The organism is Flavobacterium psychroterrae, from assembly GCF_018380615.1.
Taxonomy (GTDB): domain Bacteria; phylum Bacteroidota; class Bacteroidia; order Flavobacteriales; family Flavobacteriaceae; genus Flavobacterium; species Flavobacterium psychroterrae.
The window spans coordinates 20521-46817 of record NZ_JAGYVZ010000015.1 but is presented as its reverse complement, the minus strand read 5'-3'; the positions used below and the strand labels follow the sequence as shown (position 1 = coordinate 46817).

19 protein-coding genes are annotated in these 26297 nt (G+C 33.6%); 11 read left to right on the top strand and 8 right to left on the bottom strand.

Features of this window, described 5'->3' with window-relative positions; all coding sequences use genetic code 11:
- Window positions 1-570: 570 nt before the first annotated feature.
- Entirely contained in the window at window positions 571-1500 is a 930-nt protein-coding gene (locus KHA90_RS15935) for a bifunctional riboflavin kinase/FAD synthetase (protein WP_213302652.1), read from the bottom strand.
- 194 nt (window positions 1501-1694) lie between these two features.
- On the opposite strand from KHA90_RS15935, the gene KHA90_RS15930 reads away from it, so the two are divergent.
- Entirely contained in the window at window positions 1695-4373 is a 2679-nt protein-coding gene (locus KHA90_RS15930) for a zinc-dependent metalloprotease (protein WP_213302649.1), read from the top strand.
- Between the two features lie 79 nt (window positions 4374-4452).
- Here the strand turns inward: KHA90_RS15930 and KHA90_RS15925 are convergent, their stop codons facing one another.
- Window positions 4453-5136 carry a ComF family protein gene (locus tag KHA90_RS15925; protein ID WP_213302635.1) on the bottom strand — a complete coding sequence of 228 codons (684 nt, stop codon included), beginning with the start codon at window positions 5134-5136 and terminating at the stop codon, window positions 4453-4455.
- Between the two features lie 98 nt (window positions 5137-5234).
- On the opposite strand from KHA90_RS15925, the gene KHA90_RS15920 reads away from it, so the two are divergent.
- The 5 genes from KHA90_RS15920 to KHA90_RS15900 all read left to right on the top strand — a co-directional run bounded on the left by KHA90_RS15920 (window position 5235) and on the right by KHA90_RS15900 (window position 11127).
- Window positions 5235-6776, top strand: a complete 1542-nt coding sequence (locus tag KHA90_RS15920; RefSeq protein ID WP_213302632.1) for a glycine--tRNA ligase — start codon at window positions 5235-5237, stop codon at window positions 6774-6776.
- A 272-nt stretch (window positions 6777-7048) separates the two neighbouring features.
- A complete protein-coding gene (locus KHA90_RS15915; RefSeq protein WP_213302629.1) occupies window positions 7049-7858 on the top strand; it encodes a LytR/AlgR family response regulator transcription factor in 810 nt (269 codons plus the stop codon).
- A 173-nt stretch (window positions 7859-8031) separates the two neighbouring features.
- Window positions 8032-8289, top strand: a complete 258-nt coding sequence (locus KHA90_RS15910) for a hypothetical protein (protein WP_213302626.1) — start codon at window positions 8032-8034, stop codon at window positions 8287-8289.
- Between the two features lie 94 nt (window positions 8290-8383).
- Entirely contained in the window at window positions 8384-10435 is a 2052-nt protein-coding gene (locus KHA90_RS15905) for a tetratricopeptide repeat-containing sensor histidine kinase (protein ID WP_213302623.1), read from the top strand.
- Window positions 10432-11127 (top strand): response regulator, encoded by a 696-nt coding sequence (locus KHA90_RS15900; protein WP_213302620.1) that lies wholly within the window; start codon window positions 10432-10434, stop codon window positions 11125-11127. The genes KHA90_RS15905 and KHA90_RS15900 overlap by 4 nt, the downstream gene beginning before the upstream one ends.
- 72 nt (window positions 11128-11199) lie before the next feature.
- Here the strand turns inward: KHA90_RS15900 and thiL are convergent, their stop codons facing one another.
- Entirely contained in the window at window positions 11200-12246 is a 1047-nt protein-coding gene (gene thiL, locus KHA90_RS15895) for a thiamine-phosphate kinase (RefSeq protein WP_213302617.1), read from the bottom strand.
- Between the two features lie 301 nt (window positions 12247-12547).
- Here thiL and KHA90_RS15890 point away from each other — a divergent pair, with 301 nt between their 5' ends.
- The gene (locus KHA90_RS15890; protein WP_213302614.1) at window positions 12548-13480 is read left to right on the top strand and encodes a 1-phosphofructokinase family hexose kinase; all 933 of its coding nucleotides are present in this window, start codon (window positions 12548-12550) and stop codon (window positions 13478-13480) included.
- Between the two features lie 286 nt (window positions 13481-13766).
- A complete protein-coding gene (locus KHA90_RS15885) occupies window positions 13767-14246 on the top strand; it encodes a DinB family protein (RefSeq protein WP_213302611.1) in 480 nt (159 codons plus the stop codon).
- Window positions 14247-14313: 67 nt separating this feature from the next.
- Here KHA90_RS15885 and KHA90_RS15880 read toward each other — a convergent pair whose 3' ends face one another.
- The 5 genes from KHA90_RS15880 to KHA90_RS15860 all read right to left on the bottom strand — a co-directional run bounded on the left by KHA90_RS15880 (window position 14314) and on the right by KHA90_RS15860 (window position 19917).
- Complete coding sequence (locus KHA90_RS15880; RefSeq protein WP_213302608.1) at window positions 14314-15270, bottom strand: helix-turn-helix transcriptional regulator; 957 nt, start codon at window positions 15268-15270, stop codon at window positions 14314-14316.
- 300 nt (window positions 15271-15570) lie between these two features.
- Window positions 15571-16194 (bottom strand): outer membrane beta-barrel protein, encoded by a 624-nt coding sequence (locus KHA90_RS15875; protein ID WP_213302605.1) that lies wholly within the window; start codon window positions 16192-16194, stop codon window positions 15571-15573.
- 289 nt (window positions 16195-16483) lie between these two features.
- Window positions 16484-18280, bottom strand: a complete 1797-nt coding sequence (lepA, locus tag KHA90_RS15870; protein WP_213302602.1) for a translation elongation factor 4 — start codon at window positions 18278-18280, stop codon at window positions 16484-16486.
- A gap of 164 nt (window positions 18281-18444) precedes the next feature.
- The gene (locus KHA90_RS15865; protein ID WP_213302583.1) at window positions 18445-19179 is read right to left on the bottom strand and encodes an NUDIX hydrolase; all 735 of its coding nucleotides are present in this window, start codon (window positions 19177-19179) and stop codon (window positions 18445-18447) included.
- A gap of 21 nt (window positions 19180-19200) precedes the next feature.
- On the bottom strand, window positions 19201-19917 hold the full coding sequence (locus KHA90_RS15860; protein ID WP_213302580.1) for an NUDIX hydrolase: 717 nt from the start codon (window positions 19915-19917) through the stop codon (window positions 19201-19203).
- Between the two features lie 390 nt (window positions 19918-20307).
- Between KHA90_RS15860 and KHA90_RS15855 the strand changes: the two genes are divergently transcribed.
- From KHA90_RS15855 to KHA90_RS15845, 3 genes are read left to right on the top strand one after another with little or no spacing between them, the layout of a single operon-like run.
- Window positions 20308-21801, top strand: a complete 1494-nt coding sequence (locus KHA90_RS15855) for a xylulokinase (protein WP_213302578.1) — start codon at window positions 20308-20310, stop codon at window positions 21799-21801.
- A gap of 11 nt (window positions 21802-21812) precedes the next feature.
- Window positions 21813-23132, top strand: a complete 1320-nt coding sequence (gene xylA, locus KHA90_RS15850; RefSeq protein WP_213302575.1) for a xylose isomerase — start codon at window positions 21813-21815, stop codon at window positions 23130-23132.
- A 45-nt stretch (window positions 23133-23177) separates the two neighbouring features.
- Entirely contained in the window at window positions 23178-26288 is a 3111-nt protein-coding gene (locus KHA90_RS15845) for a SusC/RagA family TonB-linked outer membrane protein (RefSeq protein WP_213302572.1), read from the top strand.
- Window positions 26289-26297: the final 9 nt, after the last annotated feature.

Sequence of the window (26297 nt, the reverse complement as noted above, 5' to 3'; positions counted from 1 at the left end):
GTTAAGCTTTTAAAAAATAAAATCATTGCAAATCAAATCCGTTTTTATCCGCGTTTTTACGAAGTAAATCTGTTTTATCCGCGTCAAAAATTAGACGCTGATTTTACTGATTCGCTAAAGCGAAAACGCTGATAAAAACGGATTTTTCTAATTACTTTCTTGATTAAAACTGTTTAGTAATTTTATATATTTCCCGTTAACTTAATGACATTGCCCTACGGGATATTTTGTTTGCGTTAATGGCTGATATAAATTTTCTGCCAATATTTTCTACCAATATTTAACTCCTGACGGAGTATGTTGTGAAGATTGTAAATGCATGTGGTTTATTCCAAATAATAAAAAAAAATATCTCGGAGAGATTATATGTTGGTAGAAATAATTTGTTTTTTCCCAAAATGCATTTTACGGATAAAAAGATAGCTCGGAGAGATTATATGTGGGTAGAAAATAATTTGGTTTTCCCAAAAACACATATTAATGCATAAAAATGATATCTCGGAGAGATTGCATATTGGTAGAAAAAATAATTATGGATGACAATTTTGTCCCATCGGGACTATACGTTTTTTACAATTGACTCACAAATGCTAAAGCATCTTTTTTATCCTGATTTAATTGAGCTTTAAGTAAATCCAGTGAACCAAATTTTTGCTCTTCGCGAAGATATTGCAATAATGAAACTTCGATTTTTTGACCGTAAATATCTTCATCAAAGTCAAATAAATTCACTTCAATAGTTTGGTTTTGTCCGTTTACAGTTGGATTAAATCCGATATTCATCATTCCGAAAACTTCTTTTTCGCCAATTAATGCTTTAACGGCATACACACCAATTTTTGGAATCAGCTTATATTCTTCTTCAATTTTAATATTCGCTGTTGGGAAACCAATAGTTCTTCCTAATTGTTTTCCTTTTACAACTTCGCCTGATAAAAAATAAGAATAACCCAGATATTCATTGGCAAGATCCATGTTTCCTTCGTTTAAAGCCTTTCTGACTTTAGTAGAACTTACCGATACATCCTGAATTTCCTCAGCCGAAATCTGTTCCACTTCAAAACCATATTCAGCGCCAAAAGCAATTAAATCGTCAATATTAGCCGTTCTGTTTCTGCCAAAACGGTGATCGTGTCCAATAATTATTTTCTGAATATGAAATTGATCCACTAAAATAGAATGTACAAATTCTTCAGCGGTTAATCTGGAGAAACTTTCGTTAAACGGATGAATCACAAGATTTTCAATTCCTGTTGCTTCCAGAAGTTTTGTTTTTTCAGAAATGGTATTCAAAAGTTTAATTTCTGATTTTTCCTGTAAAACCATTCTTGGATGCGGAAAAAAAGTAAGTACTAAACTTTCATATTTTCCGTTTTCAGTATTTTGAGTAATTCGTTCAAGAATTTTTTTGTGACCAATATGTACGCCGTCAAAGGTGCCAAGAGTTAAAATCGTTTTCTTGGTTGACTGAAAATCGTTTATAGAATGAAAAAGCTTCAAAACAAATAATTTAGGATGGTGCAAATTTATACTATCTATTTTGAATTTAATAGTAAGCCCAATTGAATTTTGATGCGATTCACTTTCTTTTTGTGAAAATGAAGTAACTCATCGACTAAAAAGCATTAATTGTCGTATATATGTAAGAATTTAATTTAATTCACTTAATTTTGAATCTTTAATAGTCTTCAAGTATGAAAAAAAATCTACTTTTTTTATTTTTTATTTTTTGTTCTACAACGATTCATGCACAAAATGATGATTTGTGGCAAAAAGTCAGTGCAAATTCTGTAACCAAAAAAGGAAATTCATCTGGTCCCGAAAGACTTTATTATAAGCTTAATACAGACTTTTTAAAAAATAAACTTTCAGCTACGGCAAAAACAGCAAAAAGCAGTACGGAAATTACTATTCCAAATTCTAATGGTGTTTTAGAACGATTTACAGTTTGGGAATCCTCTAATTTTGAACCGGAATTACAAGCAAAGTATCCGGAAATAAGAGCGTACGAAGGAAACGGAATCGATGATAAAACGGCCAAAATTCACTTTAGTGTAGCACCAATTGGATTTCAGACAATGGTATTACGTGCTGATAAACCATCTGAATATATAGAGCAAAGTCCAGATGACAAAACTCAGTATATGGTATTTGCTAAAAATGATGCAACTTCAAGAAGTCTAACTTGTAAAACTACAGGTTTACTTTCGAATAAAAATAAACCTTCGACATCAAAAACTACCGCGAGCAATAAAGTTTTTAAAACGTTGAGATTAGCACTTTCGGCCACAGGTGAATATACTGCTTTTTTTGGCGGAACAAAAACCGGAGCATTAGCAGGAATGAATGCAACTTTGACCAGAGTTAACGGAGTTTTTAACCGTGATCTTGCCGTACAATTATTGTTGATTGCTACTAATGATGCTATTATTTACACCAATCCAGCAACAGATCCGTATTCTAACGCCGCTGACGGAACAGCAAATTATCCTGATCGTGATGATATTCAGGTTTGGAATGTAGAAGCGCAAAATAATATAACAAGTGTAATTGGAGAGGCAAATTATGATCTTGGTCATTTATTTGGAGGTTCCGGAGGTGGAGGAAATGCAGGATGTATAGGATGTATTTGCGATAGTCCAACATCCTCAAATATCACAGCAAAAGGAAGTGCTTATACTTCACCATCAGATGGAAAACCGCAAGGAGACACTTTTGACATTGATTTTGTAGCACATGAAATAGGACATCAATTAGGTGCAACTCATACTTTTTCATATGGTATTGAAGGAACCGGAACAAATATTGAGCCTGGAAGTGGTTCTACGGTTATGGGTTATGCAGGAATTACAGATTATGATGTTCAGGACAATTCTGATGATTATTTTGCTTTTGCCAGCATTTTTCAAATTCAGAATAATCTTGCTTCAAAAACTTGTCCCGTTAGTACAGCGATTGCTAATAATCCGCCAACTATTAATGCCGGATCAGATTATACAATACCAATAAGTACACCTTTTATTTTAACTGGAACAGGTTCAGATCCTGAAGGTGCAACAGTTACTTATACTTGGGAACAAAATGATAGTGCAACAACAACTTCAACATCAAACAGTATTGCATATCCTACAAAATCTGATGGTCCGTTGTTTCGATCTTTGATTCCTACAAGTTCTCCGGTTCGTTATATGCCAACTTTAAGTACGGTTCTTGAAAATAAACTGACTACAACGTGGGAATCTGTTTCATCTATTGCAAGAACGTTGCATTTTACTTTAACAGGAAGAGATAATGCTGCGCAAGGAACAGCTCAAACAAGTACAGATGCAATGATTGTAAATGTGGCGGCAGCTGCGGGACCATTTACAGTAACTTCTCAAAGTGGAAATGATGTTAGCTGGCAACTTGGATCAAGTCAAACCATTACCTGGAATGTAAATAATACCAATACCTTGCAAGGTTCTTCAAATGTCAACATTAAATTATCGACTGACGGAGGATTAACATTCCCGATAACACTAGTTTCAAACACAGCAAATGACGGTTCTGAAACAGTTCAGATTCCTACAAGTGTACAAGCATCAACGAATTGCAGGCTTATGGTAGCTCCAACAGCAAATATTTATTATGCCATAAACAGCGAACCTTTTGCAGTAGGTTATACCGCTACAACAACTTGTGATTCTTATAGTTTCGGCAATAGTTTTGCAATTCCTTTTCAAACCACTTTTGCCACCAGAACCGTAAATGTTCCAGCTTCAACCGGATCAGTTTCTGATGTTGATGTTTTAGTAAATGTTACACACGACAGGCTTTCGGATCTTGAAATTCAAATGGTAAGTCCAAAAGGAACAATTGTGAACGTTTACAATAGAAGTTGCGGAAACATAAAATCTACACTTGCACTTCAGTTTGATGATTCAGGAGTTCCGTTAGATTGTTCAAAAACAACAAGTCAAATTGTTGTTCCACTTGAAGCATTAAGTGCTTTTAATGGTGAAAATCCTCAGGGAACATGGACATTTAGAGTTCGTGATGCAGTTTCCGGTAACGGAGGAACCATAAACTCGGCATCTGTTAATATTTGCAATCAGACTTTTACCTTAGGAACGCCTGATTTAAGTAATGTAGAGTTAGTGCTGTATCCTAATCCAAATAAAGGAAACTTTACAATTCAATTTTCAAGCGATTCTATAAACAGAGTTCAGGTTTTTGTTCATGATATTTTAGGAAAACAGATTTATTCTAATTCTTATAATATCACATCTTACTTTAATCAAAACATTCAGCTTTCAGATGTTTCATCAGGAATGTATTTTGTTACCATTATCGATGGTGATCGCAGAACCGTGAAGAAAATAATTGTGAATTAAATATCAATTTTTTTAAATTCCAAATTCCAAATCTGAAAGATCAATTTGGAATTTGGAATTTAAATATTGAAATTTCTTTTTAAGAATTCGCCATTGCCATACAAACAATACTAATTTTAGCCCCGGGAATTTTTAATAAAGCACGTGAACAAGCTTCAAGAGTAGCACCGGTTGTTAAAACATCGTCTACAATCAAAAAGTGTTTGTTCTGATTTCCTTCTGTAAAAGTGACATCAAATATATCTTCGATATTGTCCGATCTTCCTGCAAGATTCTTTTTTGATTGCGTTTTAGAATATTTCTTTCGATACAAAATACTCGTATTATAGCTAATATTCAAGCCTTCGGCGACAGCCAAACCAAAAGTCGTAACCTGATTATAACCGCGTTCCTTGAACTTTTTAGGATGTAAAGGCACAGGAATTACAACATCAAATGGAGTTTCTAAAACCAATTCCTTTAAATCCTCAACATACCAATTTCCTAAAACGGTACCAATTTCTTCGTGACCTTTGTATTTCAGGTTGTGAATGAGTTCCTGAACGATGCCTTTTTTAGTAAAATATAAAAGTGCCGATGCATGTTCAATAGCAATTTTGCCATAAAATTTTTTGACAGCTTCGTTTTTTGGATCTAAATGATATTGTGTCATCGGTATTTCATGTCGGCAATTAGTACATAAAACAGTTTCGGCAGTAATCAAAATAGTATGACAGCCCGCACAAACTTTAGGGAAAAACAGGTTAATAATATAATTAAACACAAATAGAAAGAATTTAGTTACAAAAATAACAAAATCAATCCTTCAATCTTTGTTATTTTTCTTTTTTTTAATCGGACTTTTTATATTTTTGCATCACTATGGCAAAACAAGAAGATTTATTAAAGAATGTGGTTTCGCACGCAAAAGAGTACGGATATATTTTTCCGTCAAGCGAAGTATACGATGGATTGAGTGCAGTGTATGATTATGCACAAAATGGTGTCGAATTAAAAAAGAATATCCGTGAATATTGGTGGAAATCAATGGTTCAGATGAACGAGAATATTGTAGGCCTTGACGCTGCAATATTAATGCATCCAACAACTTGGAAAGCTTCAGGCCACGTTGATGCTTTCAATGATCCGTTAATTGATAATAAAGATTCAAAGAAAAGATATAGAGCCGATGTTTTAGTAGAAGATTATGCTGAAAAGTTAAATCTAAAAGCTAAAAAAGAAATTGAAAAAGCAAAAGCCCGTTTTGGAGATGCATTCAACGAAGAGGAATTTGTAACCACAAATTCCAGAGTAATTGAATATTTAGCTAAAGAAACAGAAATTAGAGAGCGTTTAGGACGTTCTTTAGGAAATGGAGATTTAGAAGATGTAAAAGCTTTAATCGAAGAATTAGAAATTGCGGATCCTGAAACCGGTTCAAGAAACTGGACAGAAGTACGTCAGTTTAATTTAATGTTCGGAACTAAATTAGGAGCTTCTGCAGATACTGCAATGGATCTATATTTGCGTCCGGAAACGGCTCAGGGTATTTTTGTGAATTTCCTGAACGTTCAAAAATCAGGTCGTATGAAAGTTCCATTCGGAATTGCTCAAACGGGTAAAGCATTTAGAAATGAAATTGTTGCAAGACAATTTATTTTCCGTATGCGTGAGTTTGAACAAATGGAAATGCAGTTTTTCGTTCGTCCGGGCGAAGAAATGCAATCTTATGAATACTGGAAAGAAACCCGTTTAAAATGGCATTTATCTTTAGGTTTAGGAAAAGAGAATTACCGTTTTCACGATCACGAAAAATTAGCACACTACGCAAATGCTGCTGCTGATATCGAGTTTAATTTCCCATTTGGTTTCAAGGAATTAGAAGGAATTCACTCTCGTACCGATTTTGACTTAAAAGCACACGAAAAATTCTCAGGTAGAAAACTACAATATTTTGATCCGGAACTAAATGAAAATTACGTGCCATATGTAGTTGAAACTTCAGTGGGATTAGATCGTATGTTCCTGGCTGTTTTTGCCACTTCATTAAAAGAAGAAACTCTTGAGGATGGTTCAACAAGAACAGTTTTAAAATTACCATCAGTTTTAGCACCAACAAAAGCCGCTATTTTACCATTAGTTAAAAAAGACGGATTGCCGGATATCGCTAAAAAAATCATCGATGATTTAAAATGGGATTTCAGCGTAGCGTATGATGAAAAAGATGCTGTAGGACGTCGTTACAGAAGACAAGATGCTCTTGGTACGCCATTTTGTATTACAGTCGATCACCAGACAATCGAAGATCAAACCGTAACAATTCGTCATAGAGATACAATGAAACAGGATCGCGTCAAGATTTCTGAATTAAAAGATATTATTGAAAACGAAGTTTCTATGAAAAACTGGTTGATGAAAATGTAAATTTTTTAAACTATTTTATATAAAACCCAAATTCCATATCGGAATTTGGGTTTTTTTTTAATTATAAATGTGTATTTTGTCGATGATATTTGCACTTCATCTTTATATTTTAACATTTGGTTATAATGTGTTAACAATGAAATGTTTAAATAAGTGAAATTCGTAATTTTAATGAAGGGATAAAACGCAAAAAATAATTTTTTTTCACGAGTATTGATCAAACTTAATCGAATAGTTGTCAGGTGTTCACGAAAAATCAATCGAAAGCAATATTGAAAAAGTATTCGTATATTATCATTGACGATAATGCTGAAAGTATTTTTGAAACCAAAACAATGGCAGAAGGTTTTTCAGATTTAACTTTTGCAGCATCGGCTATGAATTATGAACAAGGATTGAATTTGGTTTTAGAACATAAACCTGCTATTGTTTTTTTAGAAATTGATCCTCAGGATTTATCCAGTAAATTGTCACTTAGTTTTATAAATGAGCTTCATAGATTTTTACCCATTTTGCCTAAGATAATTATAACAACAACAACAAAAGAACTGGCATTTGAGTCCATTCAATATAGTGTTTTTGATTATTTTTTGAAACCTGTTCAGCCCATAGATTTTATAAAGACAATTTTAAGATTAAAAAAAATTTTTTCAGAAACCGATTCTGTTGAAATAAGAAACGAAAATATTTCTCCCTTGCTTCCGTTTCTACAAACGCCACAAGTTGTAGAGAAACCGCTTATTATATGTATTAAATCATATGGAGATTACAGGTACATAAATTCAAATGATATTTGTTATTTTCAGGCGGATAATAACTCAACAGATATTTTCTTAAATTCTGGTGAAATGATAACTGCTTTTAAAACATTAAAGCATTTTGAAGCAATTTTATCGCATCCATTTGTCCGAATTCATAATAGCTATATTATCAATAAAAATTACATAGCGAGAATTCATAACGGAAACTCAGTTTGTTACATAAAAAACTCTTCAAAAAAGATTCCGTTTTCTAAAACTTATAAACCAAATGTAGATCTAATTATAGCTGATTTTTCTATAGGAAATTACTTAGAAGTCTAATAATTAAGTGTTTACATTAATTTACCGCTCATTGACTATCAATTGGGCATGATCTACCATAAACTTGTTTTTTTGTATAAATTTTCTTTGAATTTGGAACTAATTTTACACCATGATTCGCACAAAGCGATGATTCTCCAAAAACAAAAATCAAAAATTTAATACCCCCAATCATGAAAAAAGCAGCTTTAACATTCGCATTAATTTCTACTGTAATAGTAGCAACTTCATTTGAAACTCCAAAAACAAATTCTTCTTCAGATAATTATCAGGTGCAGCCAATTGATGATGGTAATACTGCACATGGATCGGTTGGAAAAAGAAAACTTGATTTGCAAGTTAACACTAATACGTCTCAAATTAATTTTAATCAATCAGAAGGATTTCGTCAAGACAGACAATCAGCTGGTATTACTAAAAAAATGGATTAAATAATTTTTTATAAAATAAAAAAGCTGCCAAAATTTGGCAGCTTTTTTTTTATGTCTTTACTTTTAGTATTTTTGATTAAATTCAAAACAGACATTGGAAAAAACTTCTCAAATATTATTGTTTTTAATTCTCGTTTTGATTGGGTGTACCAAGAAGACTCATTTAGATAAAACTGAAATTTCAGTAGAAGATAGTCTGCCAGTCTATTTGTCTTTGGCTAATGATATAAATCTAACTTACGATTTAAAGCAAAAGTACAATCAAAAAGCATTTGATATTATAGTAAATCAGAATAATGATTCGATAGCCAGAGTTAATCTCTTTAAAGTTGCGAATCGATATTATAATATGAATGATTTGAAATCGTATCGTGAAATATCAAAATTGATATTAGAAAGATCAATAAGCGATAAAGATTCTGTAAGTACAGCAAAAGCGTATACTTATTTAGGTGATTATTATAGTTCTCAAGGAATTTCAGATAGTGCTTTTATTAATTTTTTTAAAGCAGAAAAGATTTATTTGCTAATTGATGATGAAAATAATTTGGCAAAAACTTTTTTTAACAAAGCAAGTCTCCAATATGATGAAGGTGATTTTTTTGAAAGTGAAATAGGCGTTTTTAAAGCATTGCGTATTTTAAAAAGACAAAAAAATGTCAATGATCAACTTTATGAATGTTACAATCTACTAGGGGTTTTATATAACGATAGAGAAGAATATAGTAAGGCATTAGAATTTCATAATAAAGCTTTGGATATCCTTAAAGATGAAACTATACCATTAGAATTGCAGTTAAAAGCAGCTTCATTAAATAATATTGGTTTTGTATATATAAATATGCAGAAATATTATGAAGCAAAAAGATATTTTCAAAACGGATTAAAGCAAGAAAATTTGTTTAAAGAGAGAACTATTTTATACGCAACTCTGTTAGATAATCTGGCTTATTCAAAATTTAAATTAAAAGAATCTAATGGATTACCCGATCTGTTTTTCAAGTCATTAAGAATTAGAGATAGTTTAGGATTAAAATCAGGAATAATATCAAATAAAATCCATTTATCAGAATATTTTGCATTTAAAAATGATACTTTTAAAGCAGTTCAATTTTCAAAACAAGCCTTAATTCTTTCTCGAACATCCAGTAAAGTAAGTAATACTTTAGATGCGCTTAAACAAATTGCTATTGTTGATCCTAAGAATGCTCCAAAATATTCAAGGGAATATATAGCGAATAATGAAAAATTAGTAAAAGCTGAAAGGAAAATGGGTGAAAAATTCTCCCGTATAGAATATGAAACCAGCGAAATAAAAGATCAAAACTCAAATCTAAAAGAGAAAAATAAAACTTTAATTTACATTTTTAGTATTTGTACTTTAATAGGTTTGTTTTTCTATGTTTACAAAACACAACAAGCAAAAAACAGAGAATTACTTTTTAAACAACAACAACAAATTGCAAACGAGGACATTTATAATTTGATGATTTCCCAGCAAAACGATATTGAACTCACTCGTATTAAAGAAAAGAAAAAAGTAGCGCAGGATTTACACGATGGCGTTTTAGGCAGAATGTTTGGTGTCAGGATTAGTTTAGACAGTCTGGATAAGGTAGATGAAGCAGATGCAGGGCCAAAAAGAAAAAAGTATTTAACAGAACTCAAAAACATTGAACAGGATATCCGTGAAATTTCCCATGATTTAAATAGAGAGAAATCCGAATTAATTAATAATTTTATTGCGATTTTAAACAAATTATTCGAAGATCAACAAAATACCTATGATTCAAAATTAATTACCACTTTTGATTCTAATATAAAATGGGATTTGGTAAGCAATGCCGTTAAAATTAATTTATACAGAATTGTTCAGGAAGCGCTCCAGAACTGTAATAAATATGCAGATGCAAATACCATTACAATTGAATTTAAAAGTGAAATAGATCATTTAGTGGTTTCAATTTTTGATGATGGAGTTGGCTTTAATCCCCAAAAAACAAAAAAAGGCATAGGATTGCACAACATACAATACAGAGCAGCAGAATGTAAAGGCACAGTTGCTTTAAAATCTGCAAAAGGAGAAGGCACATTTCTTGTAATCAAAATCCCAATAGATCAGAAAATTAACCTACACAATACATGATAATTGACTCAAATGCCCCAGATTCTCAATTGATTAAAAAGAATATTTTAATTGTTGATGATCATCCATTTATAATCGAAGGATATAAAAATGCCATAACACGTTACAATCCTGATCAATATGAATTTTTAATCCTGCAGGCTCATGATTGTAAATCTGGCTATGACTTAATTCAAGATGAGAAAACTCCTGAATTTGATGTAGCATTTTTAGATATCAGTATGCCGGCATATGAGGAAAAAGATATTTTTTCAGGCGAAGATTTGGCTAAACTAATACTAAATAAAATGCCAAGCTGCAAAGTTATTTTATTAACGATGTACACAGAATTACTAAAAATCAAAACAATTATAAGAACCATAAAACCGAATGGCTTGGTTATTAAAAACGATCTCACTTTTGATGAATTGCTGTTTGCATTTGATAAAGTGATGAAAAATGATAAATATTACAGTCAGTCCGTTCAGAAAATCCTCAATCAATCGCCTCATAATTCAATTGAAATTGATGAATTTGATAAACAAATTTTATTTCATTTATCAAAAGGAACCGCTATTGAAGATATGCCACAGTACATTCCGATATCATTAAACGCAATCCAAAAACGAAGAGTAAGCTTAAAAGAATTACTCAAAGTGAAAGGTTCAGATGAAGAATTAGTGAAAGAAGCCAAAAGCAAAGGACTTTTGTAAAATAAAATTCCAAATTCCAATACTTCATTTGCATTGGAATTTGGAATTTTTTACATTGAAATTTGAATAAACTTATTCACTCAAAGCATCCCAACCACGAGCTTTTAAAGGAATCTGAGTATTGGCACGTGTTACTAAATTTATTCCTTCGCTTTCGTCGGCCATGTGACCAATAACCGAGAAATTTGGATTTCCTTTTATCTTATCAAAATCATTAATGTCAATTGTAAATAACAATTCATAATCTTCACCGCCATTAATTGCAACTGTTGTACTATCAATATTAAACTCTTCACAAGTCGAAATAAATTGCGGATCTAACGGAAGTTTGTCCTCGTATAAATTACAACCTACTTTTGATTGTTTGCACAAATGAATAATTTCAGAGGATAGTCCGTCAGAGATATCAATCATCGAAGTTGGTTTAATTTCAAGTGCGTGTAATAAAGTACGAACATCTTTTCGTGCCTCAGGTTTTAATTGGCGTTCGATTAAATAACTGTACATGTCAAGATCTGGCTGACTGTTTGGATTGACCTGAAAAACCTGTTTTTCACGTTCTAAAACCTGTAATCCCATATATGCAGCACCAATATCACCTGTTACAACCAGTAAATCAGTTTGTTTAGCACCGTTTCTATAAACGATTTCCTCTGCATCAGCTTCTCCAATTGCAGTAATGCTTATAATTAATCCTTTTTGTGATGAGGTTGTATCTCCACCAATAACATCAACCTTATATTCTTTTGCAGCGTGTGTAATTCCTTCAAACAATTCTTCTAATGCTTCAAGTGGGAAACGGTTAGAAACCGCCACAGAAACCGTTATTTGAGTTGGTCTGGCATTCATAGCACAAATGTCAGATATATTTACAACGACAGCTTTATATCCTAAATGTTTTAATGGCATATAAGCCAAATCAAAATGAACGCCTTCAATCAATAAATCAGTAGAAACGACTACTTTTTTATCTTTAAAATCAAGAACAGCTGCATCATCGCCTATACTTTTTAAAGTAGATTCCTGAGTAACATCAAAATTTTTAGTTAAATGTTCAATTAGCCCAAATTCACCTAATTGCGCTAAAGTTGTACGTTGCGGATTTTTATCTTCGATCATTTCTTTTATGTTCCAATTTTATTAAGGTGCAAAGGTACAAAGGTTTTATCGAATTAATAGATGTTATCTCTGATGGCTTTATTTATGTATAAAGAAAGGCTTCTTTGTATAGCATCGGCAAAACTCGACAGTCCCTAAGCCTCCGGATAAAACCTGTCTGGTTTAAAATTACGCTAACTTATGAAAAAGGTTTTTACAATTTTGTACGCAGAGGACACAACATTGCGTCTCTGCTTTGTCATGAATTTTATTTTTAGAAACAACATTTTTTCCGATCTTTAAGAGATATAAAAAGCAAATTATGAAAACATTCGATATAGTTACTTTAACAGTAAATCCTTCAGTAGATAAAAGCACCCATTTTTCAGGTTTAATTGCTGAACAAAAAATAAGATGCAAAGATCCGCAATTTGATGCCGGCGGCGGCGGAATAAATGTTTCAAAAGCAATTTCACGCTTACGCGGAAGTTCATTAGCAATCTTTACTTCAGGCGGACCGGTTGGCGAAATGCTGAAAGATCTGGTAAAAAAAGAAACAGTAGATTTTGAAGCCATAGAAACAGAAACGGCAACAAGGGAAAATTTTATTGCAGTTGATGATAACACAAATTCCCAATATCGTTTCGGATTTACCGGAGATGTTTTATCAGATTCGGAAATTGAAAAAATCTTAGAAACAATTTCAAATCTTAAACCAAAATTTCTTGTAGCAAGCGGAAGTTTAAACGAAGGTTTGTCATCTGATTTTTATCAAAAAGTAGCAGAAATTGCCAAAAAATCTAATTCCAAATTAATTGTAGACACTTCCGGTGAAGCTTTACAGAAAGTTTTAGAAACCGGGGCTTATCTGATAAAACCAAATGTAGGCGAATTAGCAAAATTAGTTGGAGTTGAGCGCCTGGAAATGGAAGAAGTGAATGAAGCTGCTAAAAAAATAATTGCCCATGGCGGAGCCGAAATTGTAGTAGTTTCTCTTGGGCCTCAAGGAGCAGTTTTGGTCACAAAAGATGACTATGAATATGTTCCTGCGCCAAATGTTGCCAAAAAAAGTACCGTTGGAGCCGGAGATAGTATGGTTGGTGGAATGGTTTGGGCAATTTCGCAAAACAAAAGTCTGAAAGAAGTAATTCGCTGGGGAGTTGCCTGCGGATCTGCCGCAACAATGAACGAAGGAACGCAATTATTCAAATATGAAGATGCCCATCGTTTGTTTGAATGGTTGAAGAATAAGTAATTAAGTTATGGGTTATGAGTTGCGTCCTAAACCCGACAGGTTTTAAAAACCTGTCGGGTTTAGCACACAATGACAATTGTTCGTAAAGATTTTAATGTAGAGCCACACAGCAGTGCGTCTCACGCCCAATAACCACAATGTATTTCATTGGGATAAACACGTAGTATCTTGACTCTCTTTTATACAGGAGGAAAAAATAATTTAAAATTATTTTTTCCTCCTGACAAACCGTTGTCACTAACCCTCGATAATTTTGGAGTATTAAAATAATTAAAACTTTAAAACCATGAAAACATTAGCTGCACAAGTAATTACTCCCGAAGATTTATTGAAACACTGGCAAGGTCATCGCACCCTTACACGTCGTGTAATTGAATTGTTTCCTGAAAAAGACTTCTTCGAATTCTCAATAGGAGGAATGAGATCTTTCGCTAAATTAACAGATGAACTTTTGGCGATTGCAGTTCCGGGACTTAAAGGAATCGTCAATAAAGAAGAAAAAGCTTTTGCAGAAGAATCTGAAAAATTGATTTTTAAAGCGCAATATCTAGAAAAATGGGACGAAGCAACTGCCGAAATCAATCAATATTGGGAAAAATTATCTATTGAAGATTTCAATGAAACCTTTAATCTTTTTGGTCAATACGAATTTCCGGTGATTCAGAACATCTTGTATTTTGTTGATAACGAAGTTCATCACCGCGCACAAGGATATGTGTATTTGAGAGCTTTAGGAATTGAACCTCCTTTTTTCTGGGAAAGATAAATTCTTTTACAGATTGCTAATAAAAAAACTCCTAAACTGAATTTCAAATTCAGTTTAGGAGTTTTTTTTATGAATGTCTTTTTTTATAAGTATCAATAAGTTCCAGTACTCTGGTTCTGAGTATTTCATGTTCCAGAATTGTGGCATAATCTCCAAACATCAAAATCCATCTGGGAAAACCTTCCTGAATATCACGTGACATAAACGTCATTTCGATTTGGTCTCCAATTTCTTTTTCCGAAACAAAACCGTGGTATTTTTGTTCGTATCGAAGATAATTAAGCACTTTTTTCTCTACTAAAATCCGAACTTTTGTAGTTGGGATTGTTTCGTTTTTAATTAAATACGTTTCTAAAGAATCGTGTTCTATTGTAAAATTACAGTCGGTTTTTTTAATTCCCTGGATACGATCAGTTCTAAACTGTCGATAATCTTTACGTAAATGACAATAACCCAGAAAATACCAATTGTTATGATCATGAAAAACACCAACAGGTTCTATATTTCGTTTAGTTGGTTCTTCGGCTTCTAAAGTTTTATAACATAAAATGATTTGCTTTTTCTCTGCGATACTTTCAAACAAAAGTGCCAGCGTATTTGGCGAACTATCATGAAATAAAGGTTCTGCAGCCTGCATTAAAATTCTCGATTCAACATTTGAAAGCCAGTCTTTATCCGTACCTCTCAAAACCGATTTCAACTTATACATCGCCGATGCATAATGCGAGCCCAAAGAAGGATCAGTAAATTTTTGCATCAGTTTTTCGGCAGCAATAAAACTGCTGACTTCTTCACGCGTAAACATAACCGGAGGTAATCTGTAACCATCCATTAAAGCATATCCAACTCCCGCTTCACTATAAATAGGAACTCCGGAAGCTTCAAGAGTTCTGATATCCCGATAAATAGTTCTTAAACTAACGTCAAAACGACTCGCTAATTCCTGTGCTTTTACAATTTTTTTAGATTGTAATTGAATAAGAATAGCAACAATGCGGTCAAATCGTTTTGGGGTTTCGTCCATTTTTTCTTTTCTAGGTTCAAAGATACAAAGGTTCATAGGTTAAAGAAATAATAAATCTGTCCCAAATTGAGACAGATTTATCCGTAAAAATGATTTCCACAATCTAATCAATTTTAATTTCTATATTTTTCATTTAATTATCGAAATTCTTTGCGGGAGACGTACTTCTGTGCGCCTCTACAAATCTGTGTCGGAAATTGATACGTGGATAATTAATTATAAAAAATACATTCGAGTTTTATAAATAAAAAAAAGCTGCCCCAAATTGAGACAGCTTTCGAATATCTGACGTATATAAATTTAGAATCTATATAAAAGACCAAATTGTGGCTGATCGAAGATATTTTCAAATAAATTAATATTTAAATTAAAAGTATCTGATGATGCACCATTTTCAGGAGAAACACTATTATATGCTAACACATTAGCTAATGTAAAAGTTACTGCAATGTTTTTGGTAACAAAATAGTTTAAACCTACAGTGATATCTGCTGTAATGCTGTTATCAGTGTCGTCTTCGATTCCTTCAATTTTAGTTTTGTTTTGTCCAAACCCTAAACCAGCCTCAGCAAAAGCTTTAAAACGTTTTTTGTCTAATTCTAAAAAGTAGTATCTCGCAAAAGCACCAACTCCGAACACATTGGTTTTTGTTTGAGGAACTGCTTCTTCTTTTTCACTAGAGTAATTTAGTTTTGCTCCAACGGCAAATTTGTCGTTTAGCAAATACCCGAATTTTGGACTAAACCCATAATAATCGCTTTCTCCACCCGTACTAATTTTGATGGAACCTTCCAGGAACATATCTCCGTGTTGAAAAGTAACCCCTTTTGCTGAGTTCATTTCAGAATCTACTTCTTCTTGTTGTTGTGCATTTGCAAATGAAAAAGTAAGCATTGATAAAATAATAAAAAATTTAGTTTTCATAATTATAACTTTTAATGTTTGTAAGATTAAAGTTATCTTTTAAAATTTTAATTTTTCTTAAAATGTAGTCATCTGCGTTAAAAATGAAAGTCATTGAGTTAAAAATCGCCTCTTTAATAAGTATTTACTGATATGGTTTTAAAGTTAGAAAGGTTGGTTTTGTTGAGTTAACAGGTTGTTTGTAAAGTAAAACATGGGTTTTTATATAAACAAAAAACCCAACAACTTTCGTCATCGGGTTAAATCTATATTCTTTACTCTTTGTTCTATCTTCTAAAAAAATAAAAACCTAATCATTCAATTTCAAAACAGCCATAAATGCTTCTTGCGGAATCTCAACGTTTCCTACTTGTCTCATACGTTTTTTACCTTTTTTCTGTTTTTCAAGCAATTTACGCTTACGCGAAATATCTCCACCATAACATTTTGCGGTAACGTCTTTACGAAGCGCTTTAATCGTTTCACGAGATATTACTTTTACGCCAATCGCCGCCTGAATAGGAATGTCAAACTGCTGACGCGGAATCAATTCTTTCAGTTTTTCACACATTTTTTTACCAATGTGGTAAGCGTTATCCACGTGAATCAAAGATGATAAAGCATCAACGATTGTAGCATTTAATAAAATATCTACTTTCACAAGGCTTGAAGTTCTCATTCCAATAGGAGCGTAATCAAACGAAGCATATCCTTTAGAAACCGTTTTTAAACGATCGTAAAAATCAAATACAATTTCGGCAAGAGGCATGTCAAAAGTCAATTCAACTCTTTCAGTAGTCAAATAGGTTTGGTTGGTAATTTGACCACGTTTTTCGATACACAATGACATAACATTACCTACAAAATCAGATTTGGTGATAATGGTCGCTTTAATATAAGGTTCTTCTACGTGATCTAATTTTGATGGTTCCGGTAAATCAGATGGGTTGTTTACCACAAATCCTACCGTTGGATCTTTTTTAGTATAAGCCAGGTACGAAACGTTAGGAACCGTAGTAATTACCGTCATATTAAACTCACGTTCCAGTCTTTCCTGAATAATTTCCATGTGTAACATTCCTAAGAATCCACAACGGAAACCAAATCCTAAAGCTGCAGAACTTTCCGGTAAAAATACCAATGAAGCATCGTTCAATTGCAGTTTTTCCATTGAGTTACGCAACTCTTCATAATCTTCAGTATCAACAGGGTAAATTCCGGCAAAAACCATTGGTTTTACATCCTCAAAACCCGTAATCATATTTGTAGTTGGCGTTTTTGCATCTGTCAGAGTATCTCCAACTTTTACTTCTTTCGCTTCTTTAATTCCAGAAATCAAATAACCAACATCACCTGCAGAAATTACATTTTTAGGAACCTGATTTAATTTCAAAGTTCCAATTTCGTCAGCAAAATATTCATTTCCTGTCGCCATGAACTTAATTTTCTGCCCTTTTTTAATTTGTCCGTTTTTCACACGGAAAATAACCTCGATTCCACGAAACGGATTGTAATGTGAATCGAAAATCAAAGCTTGTAAAGGCTCATCAACATTTCCTGTTGGTGGTGGAATTTTTTCGATAATGGCAGCAAGAATATTTTCTACACCAAAACCGGTTTTTCCTGAAGCATGAATAATATCTTCTAATTTACATCCTAATAAATCGATAATATCATCACTAACTTCTTCAGGATTAGCACTTGGTAAATCAACTTTATTCAAAACCGGAATAATTTCCAGATCATTTTCTAAAGCAAGATATAAATTCGAAATAGTTTGTGCCTGAATACTTTGTGCAGCATCAACGATTAAAAGTGCCCCTTCGCAGGCAGCAATAGATCGAGAAACTTCATATGAAAAGTCAACGTGACCCGGAGTGTCAATTAAATTTAAAATATATTCTTCTCCTTTATAAGTATATTCCATTTGAATGGCGTGACTCTTAATAGTGATTCCACGTTCACGTTCCAGATCCATGTTGTCAAGCAATTGAGCTTTTTCTTCACGAGCTGTAACGGTTTGTGTAGCGCCTAATAATCGGTCAGCCAATGTACTTTTACCGTGGTCAATGTGTGCAATAATGCAAAAGTTACGTATCTTCTTCATTTTAATATATCAATTCTCTAAACGAGTTTTTAAGTAATTTTCAGGGTATAATTACGCTGTAGCAATTGCTGTTGAGCGTGTTATTAATGCGCAAAGATAGCGCAAAGTTTTGGATTCTGGAATGCCGTTGTTATATAGTTAGAATCTGAGTTTTAAAACGAGCATTAAAACTCGAAATTAAATCCTTTTTCGGTTAGTTTTTTGTAAATGTCAGGATCAAATTTGTATAATTTTGCCGCTCTGTGCGAAACATCCTGTTGTTTTTCATCAAGTGCAACCAGTAATTTCATATGGAGGATTTTTCGGCGGAAATTAGATTTATCCAGCTCAATTCCTAATATTTCTTCATATAAATGCATTAATTGCAATAGGGTAAATTTTTCCGGTAACAGATTAAAACCAATTGGAGCCTGACGAACCCGATTGCGCAATTGCATCAGACTAAATTCGAGAATTTCGTTATGGTCAAAAATTAACTTCGGCACATCTTTAATCTTGTGCCACTTTGCTTCAATTACAGAATTGCCGGCTTTAATATTATAATCTTCCCGGTTGACCAAAGTATAATAACCAACAGTGATAACTCTGGTGCTTTTTACACGGTCAGGATCTGTAAAAGCTTTTAGCTGCTCTAAATAGATGTTGTCCAGACTAGTGAGTTCATATAATATTCGCAGTGCTGCATTGTCAACACTTTCATCCAGATATAAATTTCCTCCCAAAAGTCCCCATTTTCCAATACTGGCTCCTTCGGCATGTTGTACTAAGAGAACTTCAAGATTTTTTTTATCAAAGGAAAATATGACGCAATCTATACTAATACCATCTATAACAGGTTTTTTTTCTACAGTTGTAGCATGATCAGATTTCAGTGTATTTTTTGAAAGTAAAGGTTCCATTTTTGCTTTTATAAGCGATTATTAAAATTCAAAATTGAATCCTTTTTCAGTAAGTTTTTTATAAATAGCCGAATCAAACTGGTACAATTTTGCCGCTCTGTGCGAAACGTCCTGTTGTTTTTCATCAAGTGCAACTAATAATTTCATGTGCAGAATTTTTCGGCGGAAATTAGATTTGTCCATTTCAATTCCTAAAACCTCTTCATATAAATGCATTAATTGTAATAAGGTAAATTTTTCAGGCAAAAGATTAAAACCAATCGGAGCCTGACGAACTCTATTGCGAAGATGCTGTAAACTATAAGATAGAATCTCGTTATGATCGTAAATCAAATCCGGGATACTATTAATCTTGTACCATTTTGCGTCAGAAGCCGTAAAACCAGCTTTAATATTATAATCTTCCCGTTTTACAAGCGCATAATAACCAATCGTAATAACGCGTCGAAGCGGGAAACGGTCCGGATCCCCAAATGCTTTTAACTGCTCCAGATAAATATTATCAAGACCCGTAAGTTCGTTCAATAAACGGTGTGCGGCATTGTCAGTACTTTCTTTTTTATAGATCCAACCTCCCGGAAGTCCCCATTTTCCTTTACTGATTCCTTCTCCGTGCTGTACCAAAAGTACTTCTAAACTTCCTTTATCAAAACCAAATATCACACAGTCAATCGTGATCGCATTCATTGCGGTTGGCTCGTTTTTTAAAGCCGAATCGTTCTCTACATTTTTAACCATATGCTATTTAAATTTTGACAAATTAAATAAATAAAATGAATAGTAGCCTTTATAAAAGCTTTATATTTTTCTTAACGAAATAATTTTCTGACAATCAGTTGTTTGGGAATTGTTTAAAAATGCTATTCTAAAATAATAATTCTTAAACCGCTGATTGTCAAATTGCTAATTCGTTATTTTTTTGATATTTTTTTCGGCTGTTTAAACCGATATATTATTGTATTCATAATAATCACATTCTATTAATCAGAATCGAAAAAAAATAACCCTAATATTTTGTTAATATAGAAAAAATGTTTTACACTTGTAGTCAAAATAACCATAAGATAAGTTCAGTTTGACTATAAGTTGAAAAGGGACAAAGTTATAACTAAATAAAAAGTACCACAAATGTTTTTTTTAGGAATTGATTTAGGAAGCTCTTCGATAAAATTATCAGTGTTTGATCCTGAAAAAGGAACAACTATTGGCGCTGTTAGCGTTCCTGATTTTGAAATGCCAATTATTGCTCAGGAATTTGGCTGGGCAGAACAAGATCCTGAATCCTGGTGGCAATTTGTTAAAGACGGAATCAAACAATTAGGTTCAAAATCTAATATTGATTTAAAAAAAATTGCCGGAATTGGGATTGCATATCAAATGCACGGTTTGGTTTTAACCGATGAAAACTTGAATCCCGTTCGTTCTTCGATTATTTGGTGTGACAGTCGTGCAGCAATTATCGGAGATGAAATTTATGATCAGATTGGTGCTGAAAATTGTCAAAAACAAATTTTAGGAAGTCCGGGAAATTTTACTGCTTCAAAACTAAAATGGGTAAAAGACAATCAGCCGGAAGTTTTCGCAAAAGCAAAATACATGATGCTTCCCGGAGATTTTATTGCTGCCAAATTATCCAAAGTAGCACAAATAAGTACTTCAGGATTATCAGAAGCGGCTTTATGGAATTTCTCAGAAGGAAAACTAGCAACAGAAATTCTTTCTCAAATGGGATTATCATCAGATATTGTTCCTGAAATTGTTTCAAATTTTGGAATTCAGGCAACAATTCACTCAGACATTGCACAAGAATTAGGATTAAATCCGGATGCTAAAATAACATACCGCGCAGGAGATCAACCAAACAATGCATTGTCATTGAATGTTTTAAAACCCGGCGAAATCGCTACAACAGCCGGAACTTCGGCAGTAGTTTATGCCGTAAGCGATCAGGATGCTTACGACAAACAAAACAGAATCAATACTTTTTTACACGTCAATAATACGGAGGGCGAAAAGCGAAATGGCGTTATGCTGTGCATTAATGGTTCTGGAATTTTATACCAATGGTTGCGAAAAATCATGTCGGTTGACAGAGCCGAATTAATTGCGTACGAAAAACTAAATGCCGAAGCTGCAAAAGTAGCAGCAGGAAGCAACGGACTTCGTTTTTACCCTTTCGGAAATGGTGTTGAACGTATTTTTAATAACAAAAATGCAACATCAGGAATCCAGAATTTAAATTTCAACATTCATCAACCATCTCATTTAGTGCGTGCTGCCTGCGAAGGAATCGTGTTTGCCATGAATTATGGTTTTGATGTAATGAAAGAAGTTGGAGTTTCAGGAACTGTAGTTCGTGCAGGAAATTCAAACTTGTTTTTAAGTCCGGTTTTCAGGGAAATCTTCACCAATACTACGCAAACTACTTTAGAATTATACAATACTTCAGGAGCCGAAGGTGCTGCAAGAGGCGCTGCTTACGGTTTTGGATTTTACAATTCGCTTGACGAAGCTTTTTCAGGATTGCAATGTTTAGACCGAATAGAACCCAACAAAATCCTGACAAGTCAATATCAGGATTTATATCAGGAATGGAAAAATCAAATTAAAATAGAACAATAATAATAGTAATAATGAGCACAACTAATCAATATTTTAAAAACATCGACACAATTAAGTTCGAAGGTAGAGAAAGTGATAATCCGTTAGCGTTTAAATGGTACGATGAAAATCGTGTTGTTGCGGGAAAAACATTAAAAGAGCATTTGCGCTTTTCAATGGCTTACTGGCATACGCTATGTAATACGGGAGGAGATCCGTTTGGAGCTTCGACTGAAACTTTTTCCTGGGATAAAAATGAAAATGCAATTTTAAGAGCCAAAGACAAAATGGATGCGGCTTTTGAATTCATGACTAAGTTAGGTTTGCCATATTACTGTTTTCATGATGTTGACGTTGTTGATGATGCGCCAACATTAGCTGAATTTGAAACTCGTATTCAGACTATGGTTGAATATGCAAAACAAAAACAACAAGAGTCCGGAATTAAATTGTTGTGGGGAACTTCAAATTTATTCAGTAATCCTCGCTACATGAATGGTGCTGCAACCAACCCAAATTTTGATGTTTTGGCATATTCAGGAGCTCAGGCAAAAATCGCAATCGATGCAACTATTGCATTAGGTGGTGAGAATTATGTTTTCTGGGGAGGTCGTGAAGGATACATGAGTTTGTTAAACACAGACATGAAAAGAGAATTAGACCATTTAGGCAGATTCTTAAATACGTGTAAAGATTATGCTCGTAAAGAAGGTTTTAAAGGAAACTTCCTAATTGAACCAAAACCTATGGAACCTACAAAACATCAATACGATTATGATGCAGCGACGTCATTAGGTTTCATTAATAAATACGGACTTCAAAATGATTTCAAATTAAATCTTGAAGTAAATCACGCTACACTTGCAGGACATTCATTTGAACATGAATTACAAGTTGCGGTTGATGCAGGAATGTTAGGAAGCATTGATGCAAATCGTGGAGATTACCAAAATGGTTGGGACACAGACCAATTCCCAATTAATATTCAGGAAGTTACACAAGCTATGTTAGTTATTCTTGAAGGTGGTGGAATTCAAGGTGGAGGAATAAACTTTGATGCAAAAGTGAGAAGAAATTCAATCGATTTAGAAGATAAATTCATTGCACACATTTCAGGAATGGATGTTTTTGCAAGAGGATTAATCTGCGCAGATCACATACTACAAAATACAGATTACAAAAAATTGCGTACGCAGCGTTACAGTTCATTTGACGGAGGAAACGGAGCTAAGTTTGAAAAAGGAGAATTATCTCTTGAAGATCTAAGCAAAATTGCCCGTGCAAGTGGAGAACCACAACCACTTAGTGGAAGACAGGAATTATTTGAACAAATTATTTCGAATGCATATTAATCAGGTAAGGTAACTAACTAAATTTTAAACCAATTTTTAACTATTATGAAAAGCAAATATTGTATTAAAACAACGCCGCTCTCGTTTTGTATGGCGCTGTTGCTTAGTGTATTCATGATGCAGTTCGGTTTTGCACAAGCGCAATCTACTGTAAGCGGAAATGTAACATCAGCAACTGACGGAATGGGTGTTCCCGGCGCAAGTGTTGCGGTCGAAGGAACAAAATCAGCTACAGTAACTGATTTTGACGGAAATTATAAAATTGAAGCAAAAGCAGGAGATGTATTATTAATCAGCTTTATTGGATATAAAACTCAAAAAGTAACGGTTGGAACTCAAAAAACAATCAATATTTCACTAAAAGAAGAAACATCTGAACTTAAAGAAATTGTAGTTATCGGTTACGGTACACAAAAGAAAAAGGTAAATACAGCTGCAACTTCATTAGTATCAGGAAAAGACATTCAAAATGTAGCGAGTCTTGATGTAGTAAATGCATTGCAGGGTCAGGCTTCTGGTGTAAATGTTACTTCGACTTCAGGTCAGCCGGGAGCAGGAATGGCAGTAAACATTCGTGGAGTTGGTACAGCTGGAAACAGCACGCCACTTTATGTAGTAGATGGTGTTGTGGTAGATAACGGAATCGGGTATCTTGACCCATCAGCTATTGAAAGAATTGACGTTCTTAAAGATGCTTCTGCAGGATCTATTTACGGTGCAAGAGCAGCAAACGGAGTAATTTTGGTTACAACCAAAAAAGGAAAAGAAGGTAAAATAAATGTAGCTTTTAATACGTACACAGGTTTTCAGCAAGTGGCTAAAAAACTGGATTTATTAAACACTCAGGAATATACCACTATTATGAACGAAGCTCGTGTAAACTCTGGTTTAACACCTTTATACACACAAGCTCAAATTGCGGCTTTCCCAAATCACGATTGGCAGAAAGATTTATTCAACAATGGCGCAATGAAACAAAATCACTCCCTTACAATTAGTGGTGGTGATAAAAAATCGACAATTTCTACAGGATTATCGTATTACGGACAAGAAGGTTTAATTGGCGGAGTAACAAATCAATCTGATTATAACCGTGTTACTTTTAATGTAAACTCAACTTCTGAAGTAATTGAAAATCATTTAAAAATTGGAGAAAATTTCTCATTTGCAAACATTAAAAGTTCAGGTGTTGCAGATCAGGGAATTTACAGCAACGGAATCAGAAGTTTCTTAAATGCTGCGCCAATTGATGCTGCTTATGATGCAAACGGAGATTTCGCACATTCGGTTATTTCTGCTGATATCAGTAATCCATTAGGATCACTTTACTACAATAACTTCAACGAGACTAAATCAAACCGCTATGTTGGGAATATTTTTGCAGAATTAAAATTCTTAAAAAACTTTACTTACAGAACCAGTTTTGGTGTTGATATGACAGATAGCAATTACCGTTCATTCAGACCGGTTTATTCTCTTTCTTCAAATGACAATAACACAGTTTCAAGTGTAACACAAAACTCAACTAAATCATTAGGTTGGATTTTTGAAAACACAATTCAATACAAAGCTACAGTTGCCGGAGCGCATAACTTTGATGTATTAGTAGGTACTTCTGCTAAAAAAAATACATCAGATTTTATGGAAGCAACAGGAAGAAACTTAACTTTTGATGATTTTGCACATGCTTATTTAAGCAATGCTACAGATCAAACATCAAATACAGTAAAAGGAAACCGCGCAGATTATGCTATTCAATCTTACTTCGGACGTTTGTTGTACGATTACAATAACAAATACTTATTTACAGCAACAATTAGAAGAGACGGTTCATCAAACTTTGCAGATACAAACAGATACGGAAATTTCCCATCAGTTTCTGCAGGTTGGAACATAGACAAAGAAAGCTTCTTCCCGGAAAATAAAGTAGTAAGTAGTCTTAAATTAAGAGCAAGCTGGGGACAAAATGGTAACGACCAGATTCCTGCATTCTCTTATATGTCAACAATTAGTTCATACAATAAAAACTACCATTTTGGTACAGGTGACGAAACATTGCAAACAGGTTCAAGCCCGGATCAACTTTCAAACCGTAACTTAAAATGGGAAACATCAGAGCAATTAGATTTTGGTTTTGATGCTACTTTGTTTACTAATTTTACTTTAACGTTTGATTATTACGATAAAAAAACAAAAGACTGGTTGGTTCTTGCTTCAATCCCAACTTATGCAGGAGCAACTGCTCCTTATATTAATGGTGGAGATATTAGCAATAAAGGTGTTGAACTTGCACTTGCTTACCGCACAAATTTCGGAAAAGACTGGAGTTTCTCTGTAAACGGAAATATTTCTCATAACGAAAATGAAGTTTTAAGAGTTGCCAACAGCGAAGGAATTATTCACGGAGAAACCAACTTATTGTTTCAGGGAACTGATGAAATGAACCGTGTTGAAGTAGGACAGCCAATAGGTTATTTCTACGGATTAAAAACAGCTGGAATTTTCCAGAATGCTGGTGAAGTTGCTGCGGGTGTACAACCTAATGCAGTTCCCGGAGATGTTCGTTTTGTAGATTTAAACGGTGACGGAAAAATTGATGCAGATGATAAAACTAAAATTGGAAATCCAAATCCTGATTTTACTTACGGTTTAAATTTTGACCTTTCGTACAAAGCATTCGACTTATCTATTTATACTTATGGAGTTGCTGGAAGTCAAAACGTTTTTGGTATTCACGATCCAACTCGTGCGTACACAAATAGCACGACTGATGTTTTAAACAGATGGACAACAGAAGGAAGTTCTAACACAGTACCAAGAGTTACTTACGGAGCAGATACAAATGGGAACTACACAAAATTCTCTGATTTGTATGTTCAAAATGCAGATTTCTACAGAATTAAAAGTGCCACTATCGGATGTGATTTAACAAAATTAACAAACAAGTTAGCCTTCTTTAGTAAATTCAGATTATATGTAGCGGCAAACAACCTGTTCACGTTTACAAAATATCAGGGAATGGATCCTGAAATTGGATTTGGAAACACAAACAGAGATAGCAGCGGTAACTTAACTCAGCCATGGGCAAAAGGTATTGACGTAGGTTATTATCCACAGCCAAGAACCTACATGATGGGTCTTAATGTTAACTTTTAAATTATGAAA

What these genes read in the sequence shown, in the direction of transcription:
- KHA90_RS15920 (WP_213302632.1), top strand. Translation starts at nt 5,235, where the DNA reads ATGGCAAAACAAGAAGATTTATTAAAGAATGTGGTTTCGCACGCAAAA.
- lepA (WP_213302602.1), bottom strand. Translation starts at nt 18,280, where the DNA reads ATGAAGAAGATACGTAACTTTTGCATTATTGCACACATTGACCACGGT.
- KHA90_RS15910 (WP_213302626.1), top strand. Translation starts at nt 8,032, where the DNA reads ATGAAAAAAGCAGCTTTAACATTCGCATTAATTTCTACTGTAATAGTA.
- KHA90_RS15885 (WP_213302611.1), top strand. Translation starts at nt 13,767, where the DNA reads ATGAAAACATTAGCTGCACAAGTAATTACTCCCGAAGATTTATTGAAA.
- KHA90_RS15875 (WP_213302605.1), bottom strand. Translation starts at nt 16,194, where the DNA reads ATGAAAACTAAATTTTTTATTATTTTATCAATGCTTACTTTTTCATTT.
- KHA90_RS15855 (WP_213302578.1), top strand. Translation starts at nt 20,308, where the DNA reads ATGTTTTTTTTAGGAATTGATTTAGGAAGCTCTTCGATAAAATTATCA.
- KHA90_RS15930 (WP_213302649.1), top strand. Translation starts at nt 1,695, where the DNA reads ATGAAAAAAAATCTACTTTTTTTATTTTTTATTTTTTGTTCTACAACG.
- KHA90_RS15845 (WP_213302572.1), top strand. Translation starts at nt 23,178, where the DNA reads ATGAAAAGCAAATATTGTATTAAAACAACGCCGCTCTCGTTTTGTATG.
- KHA90_RS15890 (WP_213302614.1), top strand. Translation starts at nt 12,548, where the DNA reads ATGAAAACATTCGATATAGTTACTTTAACAGTAAATCCTTCAGTAGAT.
- KHA90_RS15865 (WP_213302583.1), bottom strand. Translation starts at nt 19,179, where the DNA reads ATGGAACCTTTACTTTCAAAAAATACACTGAAATCTGATCATGCTACA.
- thiL (WP_213302617.1), bottom strand. Translation starts at nt 12,246, where the DNA reads ATGATCGAAGATAAAAATCCGCAACGTACAACTTTAGCGCAATTAGGT.
- KHA90_RS15860 (WP_213302580.1), bottom strand. Translation starts at nt 19,917, where the DNA reads ATGGTTAAAAATGTAGAGAACGATTCGGCTTTAAAAAACGAGCCAACC.
- xylA (WP_213302575.1), top strand. Translation starts at nt 21,813, where the DNA reads ATGAGCACAACTAATCAATATTTTAAAAACATCGACACAATTAAGTTC.
- KHA90_RS15880 (WP_213302608.1), bottom strand. Translation starts at nt 15,270, where the DNA reads ATGGACGAAACCCCAAAACGATTTGACCGCATTGTTGCTATTCTTATT.
- KHA90_RS15900 (WP_213302620.1), top strand. Translation starts at nt 10,432, where the DNA reads ATGATAATTGACTCAAATGCCCCAGATTCTCAATTGATTAAAAAGAAT.